The organism is Rhodococcus sp. PvR099 (assembly GCF_017833315.1).
Lineage (GTDB): Bacteria > Actinomycetota > Actinomycetes > Mycobacteriales > Mycobacteriaceae > Rhodococcus_G > Rhodococcus_G oryzae.
The window spans coordinates 3,667,962-3,683,734 of the sequence record NZ_JAFIBV010000001.1 but is presented as its reverse complement, the minus strand read 5'-3'; the positions used below and the strand labels follow the sequence as shown (position 1 = coordinate 3,683,734).

The window sequence follows — 15,773 nt, the reverse complement described above, 5'->3', positions numbered from 1 at the left end:
GCATGGACGACATCCGTCACGTGGTGATCCTGATGCAGGAGAACCGCAGCTTCGACCACTACTTCGGCACGCTCGGCGGAGTCCGCGGGTTCGAGGACCGGCAGGCCCTGACTTTTCCTCACGGCGACAGCGTCTTCCGGCAGCCTGCGCTGTCCCGCGCCGACGGGGGTGTGCTCCTGCCGTACCGGATGGACTCCACCCGGTACAACGCCCAGAACGCGGAGGGTCTGCCGCACGACTGGGAGAGCGGTCACGATGCGATCAATCAAGGCGCGATGAACCGCTGGACCTCGGCCAAGGGCGAGCAGAGCATGGGATACCTCACCCGGGAGGACATCCCGTATCAGTACGCGCTCGCGGACGCGTTCACGATCGGCGATGCGTACTTCTGCTCGATGGCCGGCCCCACCAGCCCGAACCGCCTCTACCTCTGGACCGGGACGGTGGGGCCCGGCCGCGACGGCACGACCGGGCCGTGGATCGACAACACGCCCCTACCGGAGAGCCCGGTCTGCGACTGGACGACCTATGCCGAGCGTCTCTCGGACGCAGGTGTCTCCTGGCGCGTCTACCACACTCCCGGCCTGGACGAGCGCGACGGCAACTACGAGGACAACGCCCTCGAGTACTTCCCCCAGTTCCACGATTTCCCCGAGGACGATCCCCGATACATCAACGCGATGACGAGGTGGGACCTGACGGACTTCGACGCACACTGCGAGGACGGGACGCTGCCCACGGTGTCGTGGCTCGTGTCGCCGTACCTGTTCTGCGAACACCCGAACGCCAGCCCCGCGTACGGTGCGCACTGGGTCGACACCGCCCTCCAATCGCTGTTCGCCAACCCCGAGGTGTGGCGGCACACCGTGTTCCTCGTCATGTACGACGAGAACGACGGCTACTTCGACCATGTCGTGCCGCCCTTCCCGCCCGCCGGGACCCCGGAGGAGTTCGTCGACGGGCAGCCGATCGGGCTGGGCAACCGGGTGCCGCTGTTCGTGGCCTCCCCGTGGTCGCGTGGCGGATGGGTGAACTCCCAGGTGTTCGACCACACCTCGGTGCTGCGTTTTCTTGAGCGCGTCACGGGGGTGCGCGAGCCCAACATCAGTGCATGGCGGCGTGCGGTGTGCGGCGACCTGACGAGCTGCTTCGACTTCGGCAATCCCGACTACTCAATTCCGGAGCTACCGGACACGAGGGCGCTGATGGCGGCCGCCGATGCGGCCGTGGACCTGCCCCCGGTGCCGCTGCCTGCCTCGGGCGCCCAGGTCATGCCGACTCAGGAGCCGGGGAGCCGCCCGCACCGGCCGCTGCCCTACCGGCCCTGGGTCGATGTCGTGGTGGATGGCACCGCCGGCCGGGTTCGCGCCGAGCTGATGAACGAGGGGAGCGTGGCGTTCCACTACACGGTCTTCCCCAACGCGTACCGGCCATTCGCAGGCACGCCGTTCACGGTCGCGCCGCTGGGCACGGCCGTCTACGAGTGGGACGCCGTCCGCACGGCGGGTCGCTACGACTTCACCGTCCACGGGGCCGACGGCTTCCTCTGCCACGTCGCGGGCGTCCTGCCGCTGGCCGAGAACGCGGCGGCACCCGACGTGAGGGCGGTGCTGCGGGTCAGCGGCCCCGCGGATGCGTGGATCGAGCTGGAGCTGGCCAACCACGGTGCGACCACGCTGAACTTCACGATCGCCCCGCAGGAGGGCGGCGGGGAATCGCGGACCTGCGAGGTCGGGCCGATCGGGCGGGCGAGCATCCGCTGGCCCGCGGTGGACGGGCGTTACGACGTGACCATCACCGCCGACGACGGCACGTCATTCACCCGGCGCTACGCGGGAACGGTGCACGGTTCGGACATCGCGCAGGCGTGACCCGCCGTCGCTCGGCACCGCGCGACGCATCGGCAGGCCGTTGGGAGGTTGCGGCATGATGGGTTCGGTGCAGGACAACCGACACACCAAGCCCCTGCTGATCGCCAGCGACGTCGACGGCACCCTGATCGACGACGACGAGAAGGTCAGCGCCCGGACCAGGGCCGCAGTCCAGGCTGCGGTGGCCGACGGGACGCCCTTCGTGCTGTCCACCGGGCGCCCGCCGCGATGGATCGCCCCGGTGGTCGACGAGCTCGGATTCGCGCCGCTCGCCGTCTGCGCGAACGGCGCGGTGGTCTACGACAGCAACGCCGACCGGGTGCTGAGCGCCGTCACGCTGTCCACCGACGAGCTGGGCTGGCTGGCAGACCTGGCGATGAGCGCGCTGCCCGGCTGCGGCCTCGCCGCGGAACGGGTCGGGGCCAGCGCCCACGACGCGGCCACCCCGCAGTTCGTCAGCTCGCCGGGCTACGAGCACGCCTGGCTGAACCCGGACAACACCGAGATGTCAGGGGACGAGGTGCTGGCGCACCCCGCGGTGAAGCTGCTGATCCGGCTGCCCGGCACCAGCAGCGCCGCGATGGCGGCCACCCTCGCCCCGCTGATCGGCGCCCGCGCGGACCTGACGTATTCGACCGACAAGGGTCTGATCGAGGTCTCCGCCCCCGGGATCACCAAGGCGTCCGGGCTCACGGTGGTCGCCGAGCAGCTCGGTATCCCGGTGTCCGGCATCGTGGCGTTCGGTGACATGCCCAACGACGTGCCCATGCTCACCCTGGCCCGCCACGGGGTCGCCATGGAGAACGCGCACCTCGACGCGATCACCGCGGCCGATGAGGTGACCACGTCGAATTCGGCGGACGGCGTGGCACGGGTCCTCGAGCGCTGGTGGGGCCAGCCGTAGGCACCCACCTTCGTGCTACTCGCCGCCTCCGGTAGCCCTACCGGAGGCGGCGAGGTGGCATCACTCGACGGCGGTTCCCTCGAGCTCGACCATCTGGCCGGGGATCGCCAGCCGTGTCACCCCGAGCATCGTTGTGGCCGGTGCCACCCCGGAAGCGCCCAACCGTGCCGCCAGCACGCCGTAGTGCTGGAAGAGCAGATCGACATCGGTGGTGTAGACGTTGAGCCGGACGAGGTTCGACAGGGACATGCCTGCCTCACCGAGCACGGCCTCCAGGTTGTCGAGGCTCAGCGCCAACTGCTTCTCCATGTCACCGTCGTGCTGAGCCTTGCCGTCGGCGCTCATCGCGGTCTGCCCGGAGCAGTACAGGGTTCGGGTGTGCCCGGAGACGAGCTCACCCTGGTTGAATCCCATCTCCACCGACCACGTCACCGGGTTGACTGCCGTTCGTTCCACTGCCACATCAGGCTCCATTCGCTTCGTCGGAGTACGCACGTCCATCGGCCCGGTGGCCGCTGTCTGGGACGCCGTGGTGGCAAGCCTCCCAACGAATCACGACACCTTGTGTCGTGATTCAGTAGAGTTTTCGGATGCGTGCCGACCGGTTGGTGTCACTGGTGCTGCTGCTGCGCCAGCGCGGTCGGCTGACCGCGGCCGAGCTTGCCGACGAGCTCGAGGTGTCCACCCGCACCGTGCTGCGCGACATCGAGGCGCTGTCCGTGGCCGGCGTCCCGGTCTTCGCCGAACGCGGCAGGCACGGCGGGTTCGCGTTGCTACCCGGGTTTCGGACCGAGCTCACCGGGCTGAACCACGACGAGGCGCTTGCCCTGCTGGTCGCCGGATCGCGGCGCGGCGCGCAGGCATTCGGCCTCGACTCGGCGCTGGCCGCGGCGATGCTCAAAGTGGTTGACGCGCTACCCGAAAGCTATCGGGACACCGCTGCTGACGTGGCCGAGCGATTGCTCATCGACCCGGAGACCGATCTGCTGTCGCGACGGCGGGACGCGGAGGAGGTGCCCGGCGCCATAGTCGCCGAGATCCGGCGCGCGGTGTTCGCAGGAAACAAGCTGCGCATCCACTACGCGGCGCTCGACCAGACCCCGCGGTGGCGCACGGTGGACCCGATCGGCCTGGTCACCGTGCGCGACCGGGGCTACCTGCTGGCCACGAGATCTGGCGCGGACCGCACCTACCGGCTGTCGCGGGTGGTAGCCGCCGAGGAACTCCCCGAACCGGCACAGCGACCGGACCGGGTGGATCTGGATCGCGCCTGGCGGGATCGCAGCACCCGGTTTCGGACCGGCGGCGACCAGGTCGCCGTGGTGGTACGGGTGAACCCGGCGCGGCGGGAAGACCTGCTGGACACCGCGCTGGCCGTCCGCACCGAGGAACCCGACGCACACGGCTGGCTGCGGCTGGAGGTGACCTTCCAAGATCCACGACATGCCGAATGGGCGCTGTGGCAGCTCGCCACGGACGGGGAAGCCCTTGCCCCGCAATGGTTGCGCGACTCCCTGCGCGACCGCGCCGCCGCGATCGCCACTCGCTATGGGGACAGCCGGTTCGGCTGATGCGCTGAGATCTACTGACGCCAGGGCGATCTCACTCCAGGTAGCGCAGCACGGCGAGCACCCGTCGGTGGTGGCCGTCCGACGGCGGCAGGTCCAGCTTGGTGAAGATGTTGCCGATGTGCTTCTCGACCGCGCGCTCGGTCACGTGCAAGGAGGCGGCAAGGGCGGCGTTGGACAGGCCCTGCGCCATCAGCCCGAGTACCTCCCGCTCGCGCGGGGTGAGGGCATCGAGGGCCTTGGCCTTGCGGCTCGAGCCGATCAACTGGGTCACCACCTCCGGATCCAGGGCGGTGCCGCCCGCGGCCACCCGCTGCAGGGCATCGACGAACTCGCCGACATCGGCGACCCGGTCCTTGAGCAGATAGCCGACACCCGCAGCCCGGCCGGCGAGAAGCTCGGCGGCATACCGCGTCTCGACCCACTGGGAGAACACGAGCACCCCGACCTCGGGGAACCTGCGGCGCAGGGCCACCGCCTCGACCAGGCCCTCGTCGGTGAAGGTGGGTGGCATCCGGATGTCGACGACCGCGACATCCGGGAGGTGCTCGGCGACGGCCGTCCCCAGCGAGGTCGCGTCGCCGACGATGGCCACGACCTCGTGTCCACGTTCGATCAGCAACTGCGCCAGACCATCTCGGAGGATGGCGTTGTCCTCTGCGATCACGATCCGCATCAGTGTGTCCCGTCGACCGGCAACGAAAGGGTCACCACCGTCGGACCCCCGACCGGGCTGTCCACGTGCAGTGATCCGTCCACGGTACCGGCCCGGGCCGCGAGCCCGGCGAGCCCGCTGCCTGCACCGATGACCGCACCGCCGATGCCGTTGTCCCGCACCGACACCGACAGTCCATCACCGTCGGACATCGCGGACACCCATACCCGGGTCGCCCCGGAATGCCGGGCGACGTTGGTGAGCAGCTCGGCAACGGAGAAGTAGGCGATCGTCTCGGTGCCGGGAGTCGGCCGCGGATCCACCGACACCGCGAGGTCGACCGGCACGACGCTGCGGGCGGCCAGTGTCTGCAGCGCGGGCCCCAGGCCGAGGTCGAGGGCGGGCGGATGGATGCCCCGCACCACTTCCCGTAGCTCGGTCAGCGCCTCCTTGGCGGCGGAATGCGCGCTGTGCACCAGCTCCGAGGGATCCTCGCCCGCCGCGATCCGGTCCTCCGCGCGACCGAGTGTCATCGCCATCGCCACCAATCGGGCCTGGGTGCCGTCGTGCAGGTCGCGCTCCACCCGGCGCAGCCTCGTGGCCGAGTCCTCGACCGCCTCGGTGCGGGTGCGCTCGAGTTCCTCGACGCGAACATCGCGAGCCGCGGGCCCGAGAAGCGCCCGGATCAGCATCCGGTCCAGCGCGGCGAGCGCGCGGATCGGCCAGGGCGCCAGGAACAGCCCGACGATGCCCACCGTCGACAGCATCAGCATCTGCGCCCAGGTGTCGAGGTACACATCGCCGAATTGGATGAGCGAACGTCGGGCGACGCCGTTCTCGTCGTAGTTCGTGGGCTCGATCAGCCACCACAGCAGCGGCGAGACCGCAAAGCCCATCGAGACGACCACGAAGAGCAGGGCGCCCCACACGGCTGCGATCGCGAGCACGGTCTTGATCAGTATGAACGCGATCGCGCGCCATCCCGTTCGGTCGATGAGCCCGGACCAGATGAACCCGAGCGCACCCGGCCGAGGGGAGAACGGTGGCGGATCCTCCACCGGCGAGCGGAGCATCGACGCGGAGAGGGTGCGATAGGCGTGGCCGAAACCCCTGGCCCCCACGATCATCGCCGCCAGCAGGGGGATACCGATCAGGGTGATCACGAGGACGCCCCCGAACATGGCGCCAAGGAAGAGATACGTGATGCCGGCAAGGGCCAGCACGGCGGTCACCGCCAGGTATCCGCCCTCACGCCAGGTCTGCGCCGCGATCGGGGCTCGGAGGAACTCGCGGAGCGCCGGTGCGCGGGGAGTGGTCGTCGTCATGGGAACCATGTTTCCCGATGCCCGATGCGCGTTCGAGGGTGTTGCCAGGCGATTCGGGGGTGTGGCCAGCCACACCGCGGCGCGAGGCACGGAAACGGGAACGGCTCCGCATCGGGGAAACCGATGCGGAGCCGATGTTCTCGTTCCTGTGCCCGGGGTCAGCCGGCGGGCGCGGGGGCCGGTTCGGCAGCCGCGGGCGGAGCGGGAGGCGCCACCGGAGCGGGTGCCGCCTCGGCGACGGGTGCGGCTGCGGGGGTCGCGGCAGCGCCCTCCTGATAGGCCTTCGCGTAGGCGTCGTTGTAGGTCTTGAGGATCGTGGTGACGATGCCGGTGACCTCGTTGAAGATCAACGATCCGCCCTCGAAGTCGGTGCGCTTGCCGTCCGGCACCGTGTATTCATCGCTGGTCGGCAGGCCGAGCGAACCGGAGTCGAGGCCGGAGGTCTGCCAGGTCTCGAAGATCTTGCCGAGCACCGTCCACACCCCACCGTTCGGGGAGGTGGCGATGGCGCCGTTGGTGAACTTCACGACCTTGTTGCCGCCCTTGACCGGGATCTCGCCGGACAGCGAGTTCCCGAGGCGTCCGGTGTCGCCGCCCTCCGCGATCCACTTCTGTGCGATGGGGGAGGGGTCGGTCAGCCGGAGCAGCTCGCCGACCAGTGCGCCGATGGCGCCCGCCGTCGAACCGGTGCCTGCCGCGGCTGCGTCCGGGGCGACGCCCGGGCTCGCGTTGTCGGTGGGCGGGTTGTTCGGTGCCGCGGCGAGCACGCCGGACGACGAACCGCCGCCCAGGTTCGCCGCCGCGATGTCGCGGATCTGGCCGAGCTTGGCGTAGCCGGCGTCGCCGGGGCAGCTGGTGTTGCCCACGTCGCGGTGCGCGAAGATGATCGGCAGGTCAACGGCCTCGCCCTGGGCGTACGGCGTGAACTCGGTGCCCTCGGAGTACATCGTGGTGCGGCCCTTGGGATCCAGGCCCGCCTTCGCGAGTCGCCAGCCGAGGAACTTGCCGACCGCGTTGACGGTCTCCTGTGGCGGGGTCACCGTGGAGAAGTCGCCCATCATCGCGATGCCCATGGTGTTCTCGTTGAAACCGCCCGCGTGTGCGCCCTGGACGTTGCGGTCCAGACCGCCCGCGCGGCCCTCGAAGATCTGGCCGTACTTGTCGACCAGCACGTTGTAGCCGACATCGCACCAGCCGAGCGTGGAGGCGTGGTACGCGTAGATCGCGCGGACGATCTCGACCGACTCCGACTTGGAGTAGTCGTTGCTACCCGCGGTGTGGTGCACCGTCGCACCGCCGAGGGAATCGTCGTACACCGGCTCCTGGCAGCGGATGGACTCGTCGGCCCCCCACTGCGCGCGGGTGATCACCTTCGGGCCGGAAGTACTGCCCAGGGGAGTCGCGATGTCGCCGAGGGTGCTGTCCGATGCCGAGGTGCCGGGCTCGATGAGCACGGCGGTGACCGCCTCGGCGAGCTGCTGCACGGAGTTCGCCTGCGGTGCGGCCGCGGGCTGCGGTGCGGGCGCCTGCTGCGGTGCCTCCGGCTGCGGCGCGGGTTCCTGGCCGCGCAGCGGGCTCGACAGCGCGGCGGGCGCGAAGCCCATCGGCAGCTGCGCGGGATCGGCAGGGGCGAGCTGGTTCGGCAGCGTCGGAGCCGCGGGAGCGTCGGCGGTTCCCGACGCGGGCAGCGCCGCCGCGGCCTGCTCGACCTTGGTGACCAGCACCTGGACGGCCTTGGTGGCGCCGACGAACACCGGCTCGGTGCCCGTCTTGCCGCCAGTGGTCTTGTCGTCCTTGCGGGAGTCGACCTTCTCGGTGGCGAACCAAGGGCCCCACGAGCCGTCGGCCAGCTGGGCGCGGACCTTGGCAGCGGTGGCGCCGAGCTCCGAGGTCAGCGCGATCATGCTGAACGGGGTGTCGCGGGTGATCTCCTTGACCGCGGTACCGAACTGCTCCTCGGGGCTCGCGGCGGGAGCCGCTGCGGGCTCGGGTGCCGGTGCCGGCGCGGGAGCCGGTGCGCCGCCCGCGATGTCGCCGGGCGCGGTCAGCTGCGGGATCTGGATCGACGGCGGAAGCGAGATCCCGGGGGGCAGCGGCAGGTTCTGCGGCAGCGGGATCTCGGTCGGGAGGTTGGCCGGGATCGGGATCTTCTTCAGGTCGGACAGATGGAGGTCGGGCAGGTCGAGTCCGGTGATGTCCTTGAGCGGGATCACGATGTCGGGAACCTGCGCGAGGACCACTTCGGCGATCTGCGTCGGGACCGCCGACGGCGCGGAGGTGGTGGTGGAACGGACGCCGGTGGCGCTGGTGACGCCCCAGACCGCGAGCGGGCTCGCGATCGCCAAGGCGGCAACCGTGCCAAGAACGATTGACGGCTTTGGTCGGCGGTAAGGCAAAAGGGACTCCCTCAGTTGTGGTTTGCGGGTGTCGGTGTCAGCAACTGGTGGTGCAGGTGTGACGGTTGTTGCCATCGCTAGTCACTCTTGCCACACTAGTCACAAACTTTCCAACGCTCAACCTTAACTTGAGGCTTTCGAGATCGGCACGTACGCGCCACCGCGCGTCATCCCGTATGTCGCGCGCTGACGATCAACTCCGTCGATGAGGAGATCAGGGTATGGCGAGGACCAGTAGGAAGAAGTTTGTCGTCGGTCGACCGATGCGGGGCGGCTGGACACCGTTCGCGATGCGGGCCGCGGTCCTGGGGCTGGCGCCCGCACTCCTGGTCGGCGGCACCGTCGGCGTGGTGGTCGCGACCAGGTCCGCGGGTCCGGATGTCGCCGAGACCGTCGCCGCCGACGCCCCGTACACACTGACCGGCTACGGCCACGGTCACGGCCGGGGAATGGGGCAGTGGGGCGCATACGGCTACGCAAAGCAGGGCTGGACCGCCGAACGCATTCTCGGCTACTACTACGGCGGAACCACGCTCGAAGCGTTGGGGGACAAGGCGATCGGCGTCCGGCTCATGGGCCTGGACGGCAAGGGGCTCGACGTGTTCTCGGATTCGCCGATGGGAGTGGCGGGCCGGACCGTGGCGCCAGGGGAGGCCGCGCACCTCACCGCCGCTCCCGGCGGCGGCGCGACGGTCGTCGTCACAAGGGGTTGCGACGGCGAGGTGCTGTGGCAGGAGTCCACCGCCCACCCCTGGGTGGACCCCGTAGACCTCGGCCCGGACCGGGAGTCGAACGAACACCTGAAACTGTGTGGTGGCGGCGCGCCGTTCCGCGGCTCGCTGGGTGTCGCGCTCGAGGGCGACGCGCCCCGGGTCGTCAACCACGTCGGCATGGAGGACTATCTGCTCGGCGTCGTGCCGGCGGAGTCGAGGGCCGAATGGGCCGACACCGGCGGCGCGGAGGCGCTGCGCGCGCAGGCCGTCGCGGCCCGGTCCTACGCGGCGGCCGAGAGCAGGTACGCCTACGCGGAGACCTGCGACACGCAGGACTGCCAGGTCTACGGCGGCTCCTCGAAGGAGAATCCGAAGACCACCGATGCCGTCCGCTCCACCGCGGGCAAGGTGCTCACGAAGGAGGGCAAGCCGGTCTCCGCGGAGTTCTCGGCATCGACCGGCGGGTACAGCGCCGGCGGCGCGTTCGGGGCCGTCGAGGACCTGGGCGACACCGAATCGCCCAACCACAAGTGGACGCAGACCCTGACCGCGGGCGAGATCGCCACCGCGTTCGGTGTCGGCGAGCTGCATTCGATCGAGGTCACCTCGCGCAACAACCTCGGGCCCGACGGCGGGCGGGTCACCGGGCTGAGGGTGGCGGGCTCGACCGGCACCAAGGAGGTGACCGGCGACGAGGCGCGCACCAAGCTGGGGCTGAAGTCCGATTGGTTCACCATCATCGAGGGCATCGGGCCCGCCGCGCCGCCGCCTGCCTCCGCTCTTGCGGCACCTGGCGTCGACAACGCCGACCCGACCGGGGCGGTGGAGCCGACCGACATCGAGCGCAAGTATGCGGAGCTCGGGGGCCATCTGGGCGTGCTCGGGGCCCCGGTCGGGCCGGAGCTGGCGATGCCCGACGAGGCGGGGCGGTTCCGGATGTACACGCACGGGGCCATCGTCTGGACCAAGATCACCGGCGCGCAGGTGCTCGATGCCAGCGTCCTTACGGCCAAGCTGCCCGGCCTGGGGAGCTGACCGGCGATGAGTTTCGGCTGCCTCTCGGGTCACAACATGTGACAGTGGAAAACCACGACCCGGGAGGCAACGATGCAGATCTACCCCTCACTCTGGTTCGACGATCAGGCCGAGGAGGCCGCGAACTACTACGTGTCGATCTTCAAGAACTCGAAGATCCTGACGATCGCCCGATATCCGGCCGGAGCGCCAGGCCCGGAGGGCAGCGTGATGACCGTGGACTTCGAGCTGAACGGGCACCGCATCAACGCGATCAACGGCGGACCGCAATTCACGTTCACCGAGGCGGTCTCCCTGCTCGTCGATTGTGATTCGCAGGAGGAGGTCGACGAGTACTGGGCCAAGCTGACCGCGGACGGCGGGCAGGAGGTGCAGTGCGGCTGGCTCAAGGACAAGTACGGACTGTCCTGGCAGATCGTGCCCCCGGGATTCGACGAGATGATGGTGACCGGCGATCCCGAGAAGTCGCAGCGGGCCATGCAGGCGATGATGCAGATGAAGAAGCTCGACGTGAACGAACTGCGACGCGCGTACAACGGGGAGTAGCCGCCCGTCTGCGTCAGGCAACGCCTCCCGAGCAACCGCTGATCGGGTAGTCCACATAGCCGCCTGCGTCGCCGGAGTAATAGGTGTCGGTATCGCCCGTGGCCAGATCGTGGTGCAGCGCGAACCGGCTGACGAGGTCGGGGTTGGCGATGAAATGCGTGGCGAACGACACGGCGTCGGCGATACCCGCGTCGACCAGGGCGTTCCCTGATTCGCGATCGAACCCGTTGTTCGCGATGAGCGGGCCGTCGAACTGCCGGCGGTAGCGGGCGATCGCGTCGAAGTCGGGAGTGGCGCCTGGCGCGGCGGGGTTTCGTCCGCGCAGGTGCAGGTACGCCACGGGGTGGTCGGCGAGGTCGGCCACGAGCTCGTCGTGGTCGGCGAGTGCCTGATCGTCGGCGACGAAACGATCGCCCGATGTCCAGTACGGCGACAGGCGGACCCCGACGCATCGTCCGTTCCACGGCTCCGCGACCGCGTCGAGGATCTCGAGCAGCAGGCGCCGCCGCCTGGCGCTGTCGCCACCATAGGAATCGGAGCGCCGGTTCAGGCGTGGGTTGAGGAACTGCGGGACCAGGGTCGAGCCGATGGCATGGACCTCGACACCGTCGAACCCGGCGCGACGGGCATTCTCCGAGGCTCGGTGGTAGTCCGCGATCGTGTTCTCGATGTCCACCACGGTCATCGCGCGCGGCGTGACCGTGTTCTTGAATCCGTCATGGGTGAAGGACAACTCGTGCGGGTTGATCGCCGATGGTCCGGCGGGCAGTTCGCCGCGCAGGTGGTCGGGGTGCGAGGCGGCACCGTTGTGCCAGAGTTGCACCAGGATTCGACCGCCGACGGCGTGCACGACGTCGGTGACCCGTCGCCACGCAGTGACCTGCTCGTCGCTGTAGATGCCGGGCACGTTGACGAACCCGATCGCCTGCTCGCTGACCCAGGTCCCCTCGGTGATGATCAACCCCGCGCTTGCCCGCTGGGCGTAGTAGGCGGCATGCATCTCCGTCGGCGCCAGCCCGTCGTTGGCCGCGCGAGCCCGGGTGGTCGGGGCCATGACGATGCGATTGGGTAGCTGGAAGTCTCGGAAGTCCGCTCGCCGCAGCAGTGGCTGCTCGAGCGCGGTCGTGTGGGTCCTGGTCATGTTCTCTCCTCATCATCGGGCCCCGGTGGTGCCGGGGTCGGCCGGATCGCCTCGGCTGCGTTGTGCCTCAATGACGTAGACGGAGCACGGCGCGGAAAGGTGACCGATGGGTGATCAAGACGAGCTCGCACGGCGATTCGAGTCGGAGCGCAGCAACCTGCGGGCGGTCGCCTACCGGATGCTCGGCTCGCTGAGCGAGGCCGAGGACGCGGTCCAGGAGGCGTGGCTGCGCCTGAGCCGTGCGGACGCCGGCGAGGTGGAGGATCTGGCCGCCTGGCTGCGGACCGTCGTGTCGCGCCTGTGCCTGGACATGCTGCGCACCCGGAAGTCCCGACGGGAGGACCCGGCCGGGCAGCAGGTCCCCGACCACTTCGTAGGCGCCGCCACGGGGACTGACCCGGAAAACGAAGCGCTGCTGGCTGATTCGGTCGGACGCGCGCTGCTTGTCGTGCTGGACAGGCTGGTTCCCGTCGAGCGAATCGTGTTCGTGCTCCATGACATGTTCGCGGTGCCGTTCAGTGAGATCGCCCCGATAGTGGGGCGAACCCCCGCCGCCGCCAAGAAGGTCGCCAGCCGCGCGCGACTGAGAGTGCAAGGTGTGGAATCGATTTCACGCGCCGACCTGGGCGTCCATCGACACATCGTGGAGGCATTCCTCGCAGCGTCGCGCAGCGGCGATCTGAACGCGCTGTTGGCCGTGTTGGCGCCCGACGTCGTGCGGACGGCCGACCCGGCCGCCCTGCCTGCCGGTGCGGCGACCGTGGCCCGCGGTGTGCGCGCGGTGGTGGAGGGCGTCATGGCGTTCGGCAGGCGGGCGCGGTTCGCCGAGGCTGCCCTCGTCGACGGTGCCGTTGGGGTGATCGTGGCCCCACGTGGGCGGTTGCTCCTCGCTCTCACCTTCGCGATCGCGGGCGACCGGATCACGGAGTACGAGGTGATCGCCGACCCGGTGCGGCTGAGGGACCTGGATCTGGCCGTCCTCGCCGAGTGATTGACAAAGTCCTGAATATGTCTCACGCTCGACACATGACAACAACTATGTCCGGCCAGGCCGCCTACGTTCCGCCCTCGGCAGACTCCTGGCGCGACCCCTGGGGCATGTACGCGGCGCTGCGCGAGCACGACCCGGTCCACCACGTGGTGCCCGAGCGGTCGCCCGCCGACGACTACTGGGTGCTGACCCGGCACGCCGACGTGTACGCGGCCGCCCGCGACCACGAGACGTTCTCCTCCGCGGACGGCCTGACCACCAGCTACGGCGAGCTCGAGAAGATCGGGCTCAAGGACAACCCGCCCCTGGTGATGCTGGATCCGCCGGTGCACACCGACTTCCGCCGCCTCGTCGCCCGCGGGTTCACGCCGCGTCAGGTCGAGGCCGTGGAGCCTGCGGTCCGCGAGTTCGTGGTCGAGCGCATCGAGCGGTTGCGCTCGGCGGGCGGCGGCGACATCGTCACCGAACTGTTCAAGCCGCTGCCGAGCATGGTGGTGGCGCACTACCTGGGCGTTCCCGAGGAGGACCGCGGGCAGTTCGACGGCTGGACCGAGGCGATCGTCGCCGCCAACGCCAACGGCGACCCGCTCGAGGCGGCGACCGCGGTCGGCGACCTGATGGGCTACTTCGGCGGGCTGATCGAACGGCGCAAGGCCGACGTCGCCGCGGGCAGGGAAGCCGACGACACCATCTCGCACCTCGTGGCCGCGGGCATCGCCGCCGACGGGGACTTCGCGGGCGTGCTGTCCATCCTGGGCTTCGCGTTCACGATGGTCACCGGCGGCAACGACACCACCACCGGCATGCTCGGCGGCTCCTCGGCGCTGCTCACCCAGCACCGCGACCAGCGCTCCCTGCTGCGGGAGGATCCGTCCCGCATCCCCGACGCTGTCGACGAGCTGCTCCGCCTCACCTCGCCGGTCCAGGGGCTGGCCCGCACGACCACCCGCGACGTCACGATCGAGGGCGTCACCATCCCCGCGGGCCGCAAGACGCTGCTGGTCTACGGATCCGCAAACCGCGACCCCAGGGCCTACGGCGCGAACTCCGAGGAACTCGATGTGCTGCGGGCGCCCCGCCAGATCATGACCTTCAGTCACGGCAGTCACCACTGCCTCGGCGCCGCGGCCGCGCGCATGCAGGCCCGCGTCGCGCTCGAGGAACTGCTGGCCCGCTGCCCCGACTTCGAGGTGGACGTCGACGGCATCGAGTACGCGGCCGGTAACTACGTCCGGCGGCCGACGCACGTACCGTTCCGGCCATGAGTTCCGGAACCTGGCTGCGCGACGAACGCACCGATCTCGCGGCGGAGCGCATCCTCGACGCGGCCGCGGAGCTGTTCGTCGAGCGGGGCGTCGCGACGACCGGCATGGCCGAGGTCGCCAAGGCCGCCGGGTGCTCGCGCGCGACCCTCTATCGCTACTTCGAGAACCGCCGCGCGCTGCACCTGGCGTTCGTGCACCGGGAGGCGCGGCGGCTCGGCGAGCGGGTGACCGGTCTGGTGGCAGGCATCGAGGATCCGCGTGAGCGGATCACCGCGGCCATCCTCGCCTCGGTGCGCGAGGTGCGCGCGACACCGACGCTGGCCGCCTGGTTCGGCCTCGGCGACGCGGGCATCGCCTCTGAACTGGCAGGCACCTCGCAGGTGATCGAGGTGCTCGGCTCGAGCTTCCTCGCCGACGTGTGGGGCAGCGACGACCGTGAGATCTCCAGCCGGGCACGGTGGTTGGTGCGCGTCATCGTCTCGCTCCTCACCGTCCCCGGCGCCGACGACGCCGACGAGCGGGCGATGATCGAGCAGTTCGTGATCCCGGTGCTGATGTCGGGAGCGGAGCGGGTCTGAGGACTTCGATCACCGCGACGGGCTCAGATGTGGACGGTGTCCACGATCTGCCCGATGCCGTAGGTGACGAGCATCGCGAGCGCGCCGCCCAGCACCACCCGCAGCACGGCCTTTCCGCGTGGTGACCCGCCGAGCCGGGCGCTGACGCTGCCGGTCAGCGCGAGCGCGACCAGCACCGCGACGAACGTGATCGGCACGCGCGAGGTGGCGGGCGGGACGAGGATCGCGATCAGCGGCAGCAGGGCGCCGAGGGTGAAGGAGATGGCCGAGGAGGCCGCCGCGTGCCACGGATTGGTCAGCTCGTCGGGGTCGATGCCCAGCTCGGCGTCGGCATGCGCGGCGAACGCGTCGTGCGCCGTCAGTTCCTCCGCCACGGTGCGGGCGGTCGCGGGGGTCAGGCCCTTCGCCTCGTACAGGGACGCGAGCTCGTCGAGCTCGGCGTCGGGCAACTCGGCGAGTTCCCGGCGTTCCTTGGCCAGCAGCGACCGCTCGGTATCGCGCTGGGTACTGACCGAGACGTACTCGCCGAGGGCCATGGACACCGCCCCGGCCGCCAGCCCGGCGATGCCCGCGGTGAGGATCGGGCCGCGCGCGGTGCTCGCCGCGGCGACGCCAACGACCAGGCCGGCGGTGGAGACGATGCCGTCGTTGGCGCCGAGTACGCCCGCCCGCAGCCAGTTCAGCTTGGCGGAGAGCCCCTGGACGTGCGGCTCCGCCGGATGCGAGGCAGGGAGTTGATCCGGATCGGTGCTCATACGCGGAACGCTATCGGCATCAAGATGACT

The 15,773-nt window shown here is 69.9% G+C and carries 14 protein-coding genes; 8 read left to right on the top strand and 6 right to left on the bottom strand.

Annotated features, from left to right (window positions below):
• The first annotated feature begins 2 nt into the window (after positions 1–2).
• Both JOE46_RS16905 and JOE46_RS16900 read left to right on the top strand, forming a co-directional pair.
• Positions 3–1,871, top strand: coding sequence for a phosphocholine-specific phospholipase C (locus JOE46_RS16905; protein WP_179800708.1), 1,869 nt, complete (start codon positions 3–5; stop codon positions 1,869–1,871).
• 67 nt (positions 1,872–1,938) lie between these two features.
• Positions 1,939–2,775, top strand: a complete 837-nt coding sequence (locus tag JOE46_RS16900) for an HAD family hydrolase (RefSeq protein WP_269590386.1) — start codon at positions 1,939–1,941, stop codon at positions 2,773–2,775.
• 60 nt (positions 2,776–2,835) lie between these two features.
• On the opposite strand, the gene JOE46_RS16895 is transcribed toward JOE46_RS16900, so the two are convergent.
• Entirely contained in the window at positions 2,836–3,231 is a 396-nt protein-coding gene (locus tag JOE46_RS16895) for a RidA family protein (protein ID WP_209929141.1), read from the bottom strand.
• Positions 3,232–3,365: 134 nt separating this feature from the next.
• Between JOE46_RS16895 and JOE46_RS16890 the strand changes: the two genes are divergently transcribed.
• Positions 3,366–4,346 (top strand): YafY family protein, encoded by a 981-nt coding sequence (locus JOE46_RS16890; protein WP_209927908.1) that lies wholly within the window; start codon positions 3,366–3,368, stop codon positions 4,344–4,346.
• Between the two features lie 31 nt (positions 4,347–4,377).
• Here the strand turns inward: JOE46_RS16890 and JOE46_RS16885 are convergent, their stop codons facing one another.
• From JOE46_RS16885 to JOE46_RS16875, 3 genes are all read right to left on the bottom strand, one after another.
• On the bottom strand, positions 4,378–5,019 hold the full coding sequence (locus tag JOE46_RS16885; RefSeq protein WP_209927907.1) for a response regulator transcription factor: 642 nt from the start codon (positions 5,017–5,019) through the stop codon (positions 4,378–4,380).
• Positions 5,019–6,323 carry a sensor domain-containing protein gene (locus tag JOE46_RS16880; RefSeq protein ID WP_179800710.1) on the bottom strand — a complete coding sequence of 435 codons (1,305 nt, stop codon included), beginning with the start codon at positions 6,321–6,323 and terminating at the stop codon, positions 5,019–5,021. Before JOE46_RS16880 ends, JOE46_RS16885 begins: the two co-directional genes overlap by 1 nt.
• A gap of 158 nt (positions 6,324–6,481) precedes the next feature.
• Entirely contained in the window at positions 6,482–8,719 is a 2,238-nt protein-coding gene (locus tag JOE46_RS16875) for an N-acetylmuramoyl-L-alanine amidase (RefSeq protein ID WP_097214142.1), read from the bottom strand.
• Positions 8,720–8,940: 221 nt separating this feature from the next.
• On the opposite strand from JOE46_RS16875, the gene JOE46_RS16870 reads away from it, so the two are divergent.
• Entirely contained in the window at positions 8,941–10,467 is a 1,527-nt protein-coding gene (locus JOE46_RS16870; RefSeq protein ID WP_245221079.1) for a SpoIID/LytB domain-containing protein, read from the top strand.
• Positions 10,468–10,539: 72 nt separating this feature from the next.
• Positions 10,540–11,013, top strand: a complete 474-nt coding sequence (locus JOE46_RS16865; protein ID WP_097214141.1) for a VOC family protein — start codon at positions 10,540–10,542, stop codon at positions 11,011–11,013.
• Positions 11,014–11,026: 13 nt separating this feature from the next.
• Here the strand turns inward: JOE46_RS16865 and JOE46_RS16860 are convergent, their stop codons facing one another.
• On the bottom strand, positions 11,027–12,154 hold the full coding sequence (locus JOE46_RS16860) for an alkene reductase (RefSeq protein ID WP_209927906.1): 1,128 nt from the start codon (positions 12,152–12,154) through the stop codon (positions 11,027–11,029).
• A 106-nt stretch (positions 12,155–12,260) separates the two neighbouring features.
• Here JOE46_RS16860 and JOE46_RS16855 point away from each other — a divergent pair, with 106 nt between their 5' ends.
• Genes JOE46_RS16855 through JOE46_RS16845 form a run of 3 tightly spaced genes read left to right on the top strand, consistent with a single transcriptional unit; the run spans position 12,261 to position 14,988 of the window.
• Positions 12,261–13,145 (top strand): sigma-70 family RNA polymerase sigma factor, encoded by an 885-nt coding sequence (locus JOE46_RS16855; RefSeq protein ID WP_209927904.1) that lies wholly within the window; start codon positions 12,261–12,263, stop codon positions 13,143–13,145.
• A gap of 35 nt (positions 13,146–13,180) precedes the next feature.
• Entirely contained in the window at positions 13,181–14,410 is a 1,230-nt protein-coding gene (locus tag JOE46_RS16850) for a cytochrome P450 (RefSeq protein ID WP_209927903.1), read from the top strand.
• Positions 14,407–14,988: a TetR/AcrR family transcriptional regulator gene (locus JOE46_RS16845; RefSeq protein ID WP_209927902.1), complete on the top strand. Its 582-nt coding sequence runs from the start codon at positions 14,407–14,409 to the stop codon at positions 14,986–14,988. Before JOE46_RS16850 ends, JOE46_RS16845 begins: the two co-directional genes overlap by 4 nt.
• Positions 14,989–15,011: 23 nt before the next feature.
• Here the strand turns inward: JOE46_RS16845 and JOE46_RS16840 are convergent, their stop codons facing one another.
• The gene (locus JOE46_RS16840) at positions 15,012–15,743 is read right to left on the bottom strand and encodes a VIT family protein (protein ID WP_097214137.1); all 732 of its coding nucleotides are present in this window, start codon (positions 15,741–15,743) and stop codon (positions 15,012–15,014) included.
• Between the last annotated feature and the right edge of the window lie 30 nt (positions 15,744–15,773).

Excerpts from the sequence above, each read along its gene's own strand:
- JOE46_RS16880 (WP_179800710.1), bottom strand. The coding sequence starts at position 6,323 with ATGACGACGACCACTCCCCGCGCACCGGCGCTCCGCGAGTTCCTCCGA.
- JOE46_RS16860 (WP_209927906.1), bottom strand. The coding sequence starts at position 12,154 with ATGACCAGGACCCACACGACCGCGCTCGAGCAGCCACTGCTGCGGCGA.
- JOE46_RS16855 (WP_209927904.1), top strand. The coding sequence starts at position 12,261 with ATGGGTGATCAAGACGAGCTCGCACGGCGATTCGAGTCGGAGCGCAGC.
- JOE46_RS16865 (WP_097214141.1), top strand. The coding sequence starts at position 10,540 with ATGCAGATCTACCCCTCACTCTGGTTCGACGATCAGGCCGAGGAGGCC.
- JOE46_RS16905 (WP_179800708.1), top strand. The coding sequence starts at position 3 with ATGGACGACATCCGTCACGTGGTGATCCTGATGCAGGAGAACCGCAGC.
- JOE46_RS16845 (WP_209927902.1), top strand. The coding sequence starts at position 14,407 with ATGAGTTCCGGAACCTGGCTGCGCGACGAACGCACCGATCTCGCGGCG.
- JOE46_RS16840 (WP_097214137.1), bottom strand. The coding sequence starts at position 15,743 with ATGAGCACCGATCCGGATCAACTCCCTGCCTCGCATCCGGCGGAGCCG.
- JOE46_RS16885 (WP_209927907.1), bottom strand. The coding sequence starts at position 5,019 with ATGCGGATCGTGATCGCAGAGGACAACGCCATCCTCCGAGATGGTCTG.
- JOE46_RS16870 (WP_245221079.1), top strand. The coding sequence starts at position 8,941 with ATGGCGAGGACCAGTAGGAAGAAGTTTGTCGTCGGTCGACCGATGCGG.
- JOE46_RS16890 (WP_209927908.1), top strand. The coding sequence starts at position 3,366 with ATGCGTGCCGACCGGTTGGTGTCACTGGTGCTGCTGCTGCGCCAGCGC.
- JOE46_RS16850 (WP_209927903.1), top strand. The coding sequence starts at position 13,181 with ATGACAACAACTATGTCCGGCCAGGCCGCCTACGTTCCGCCCTCGGCA.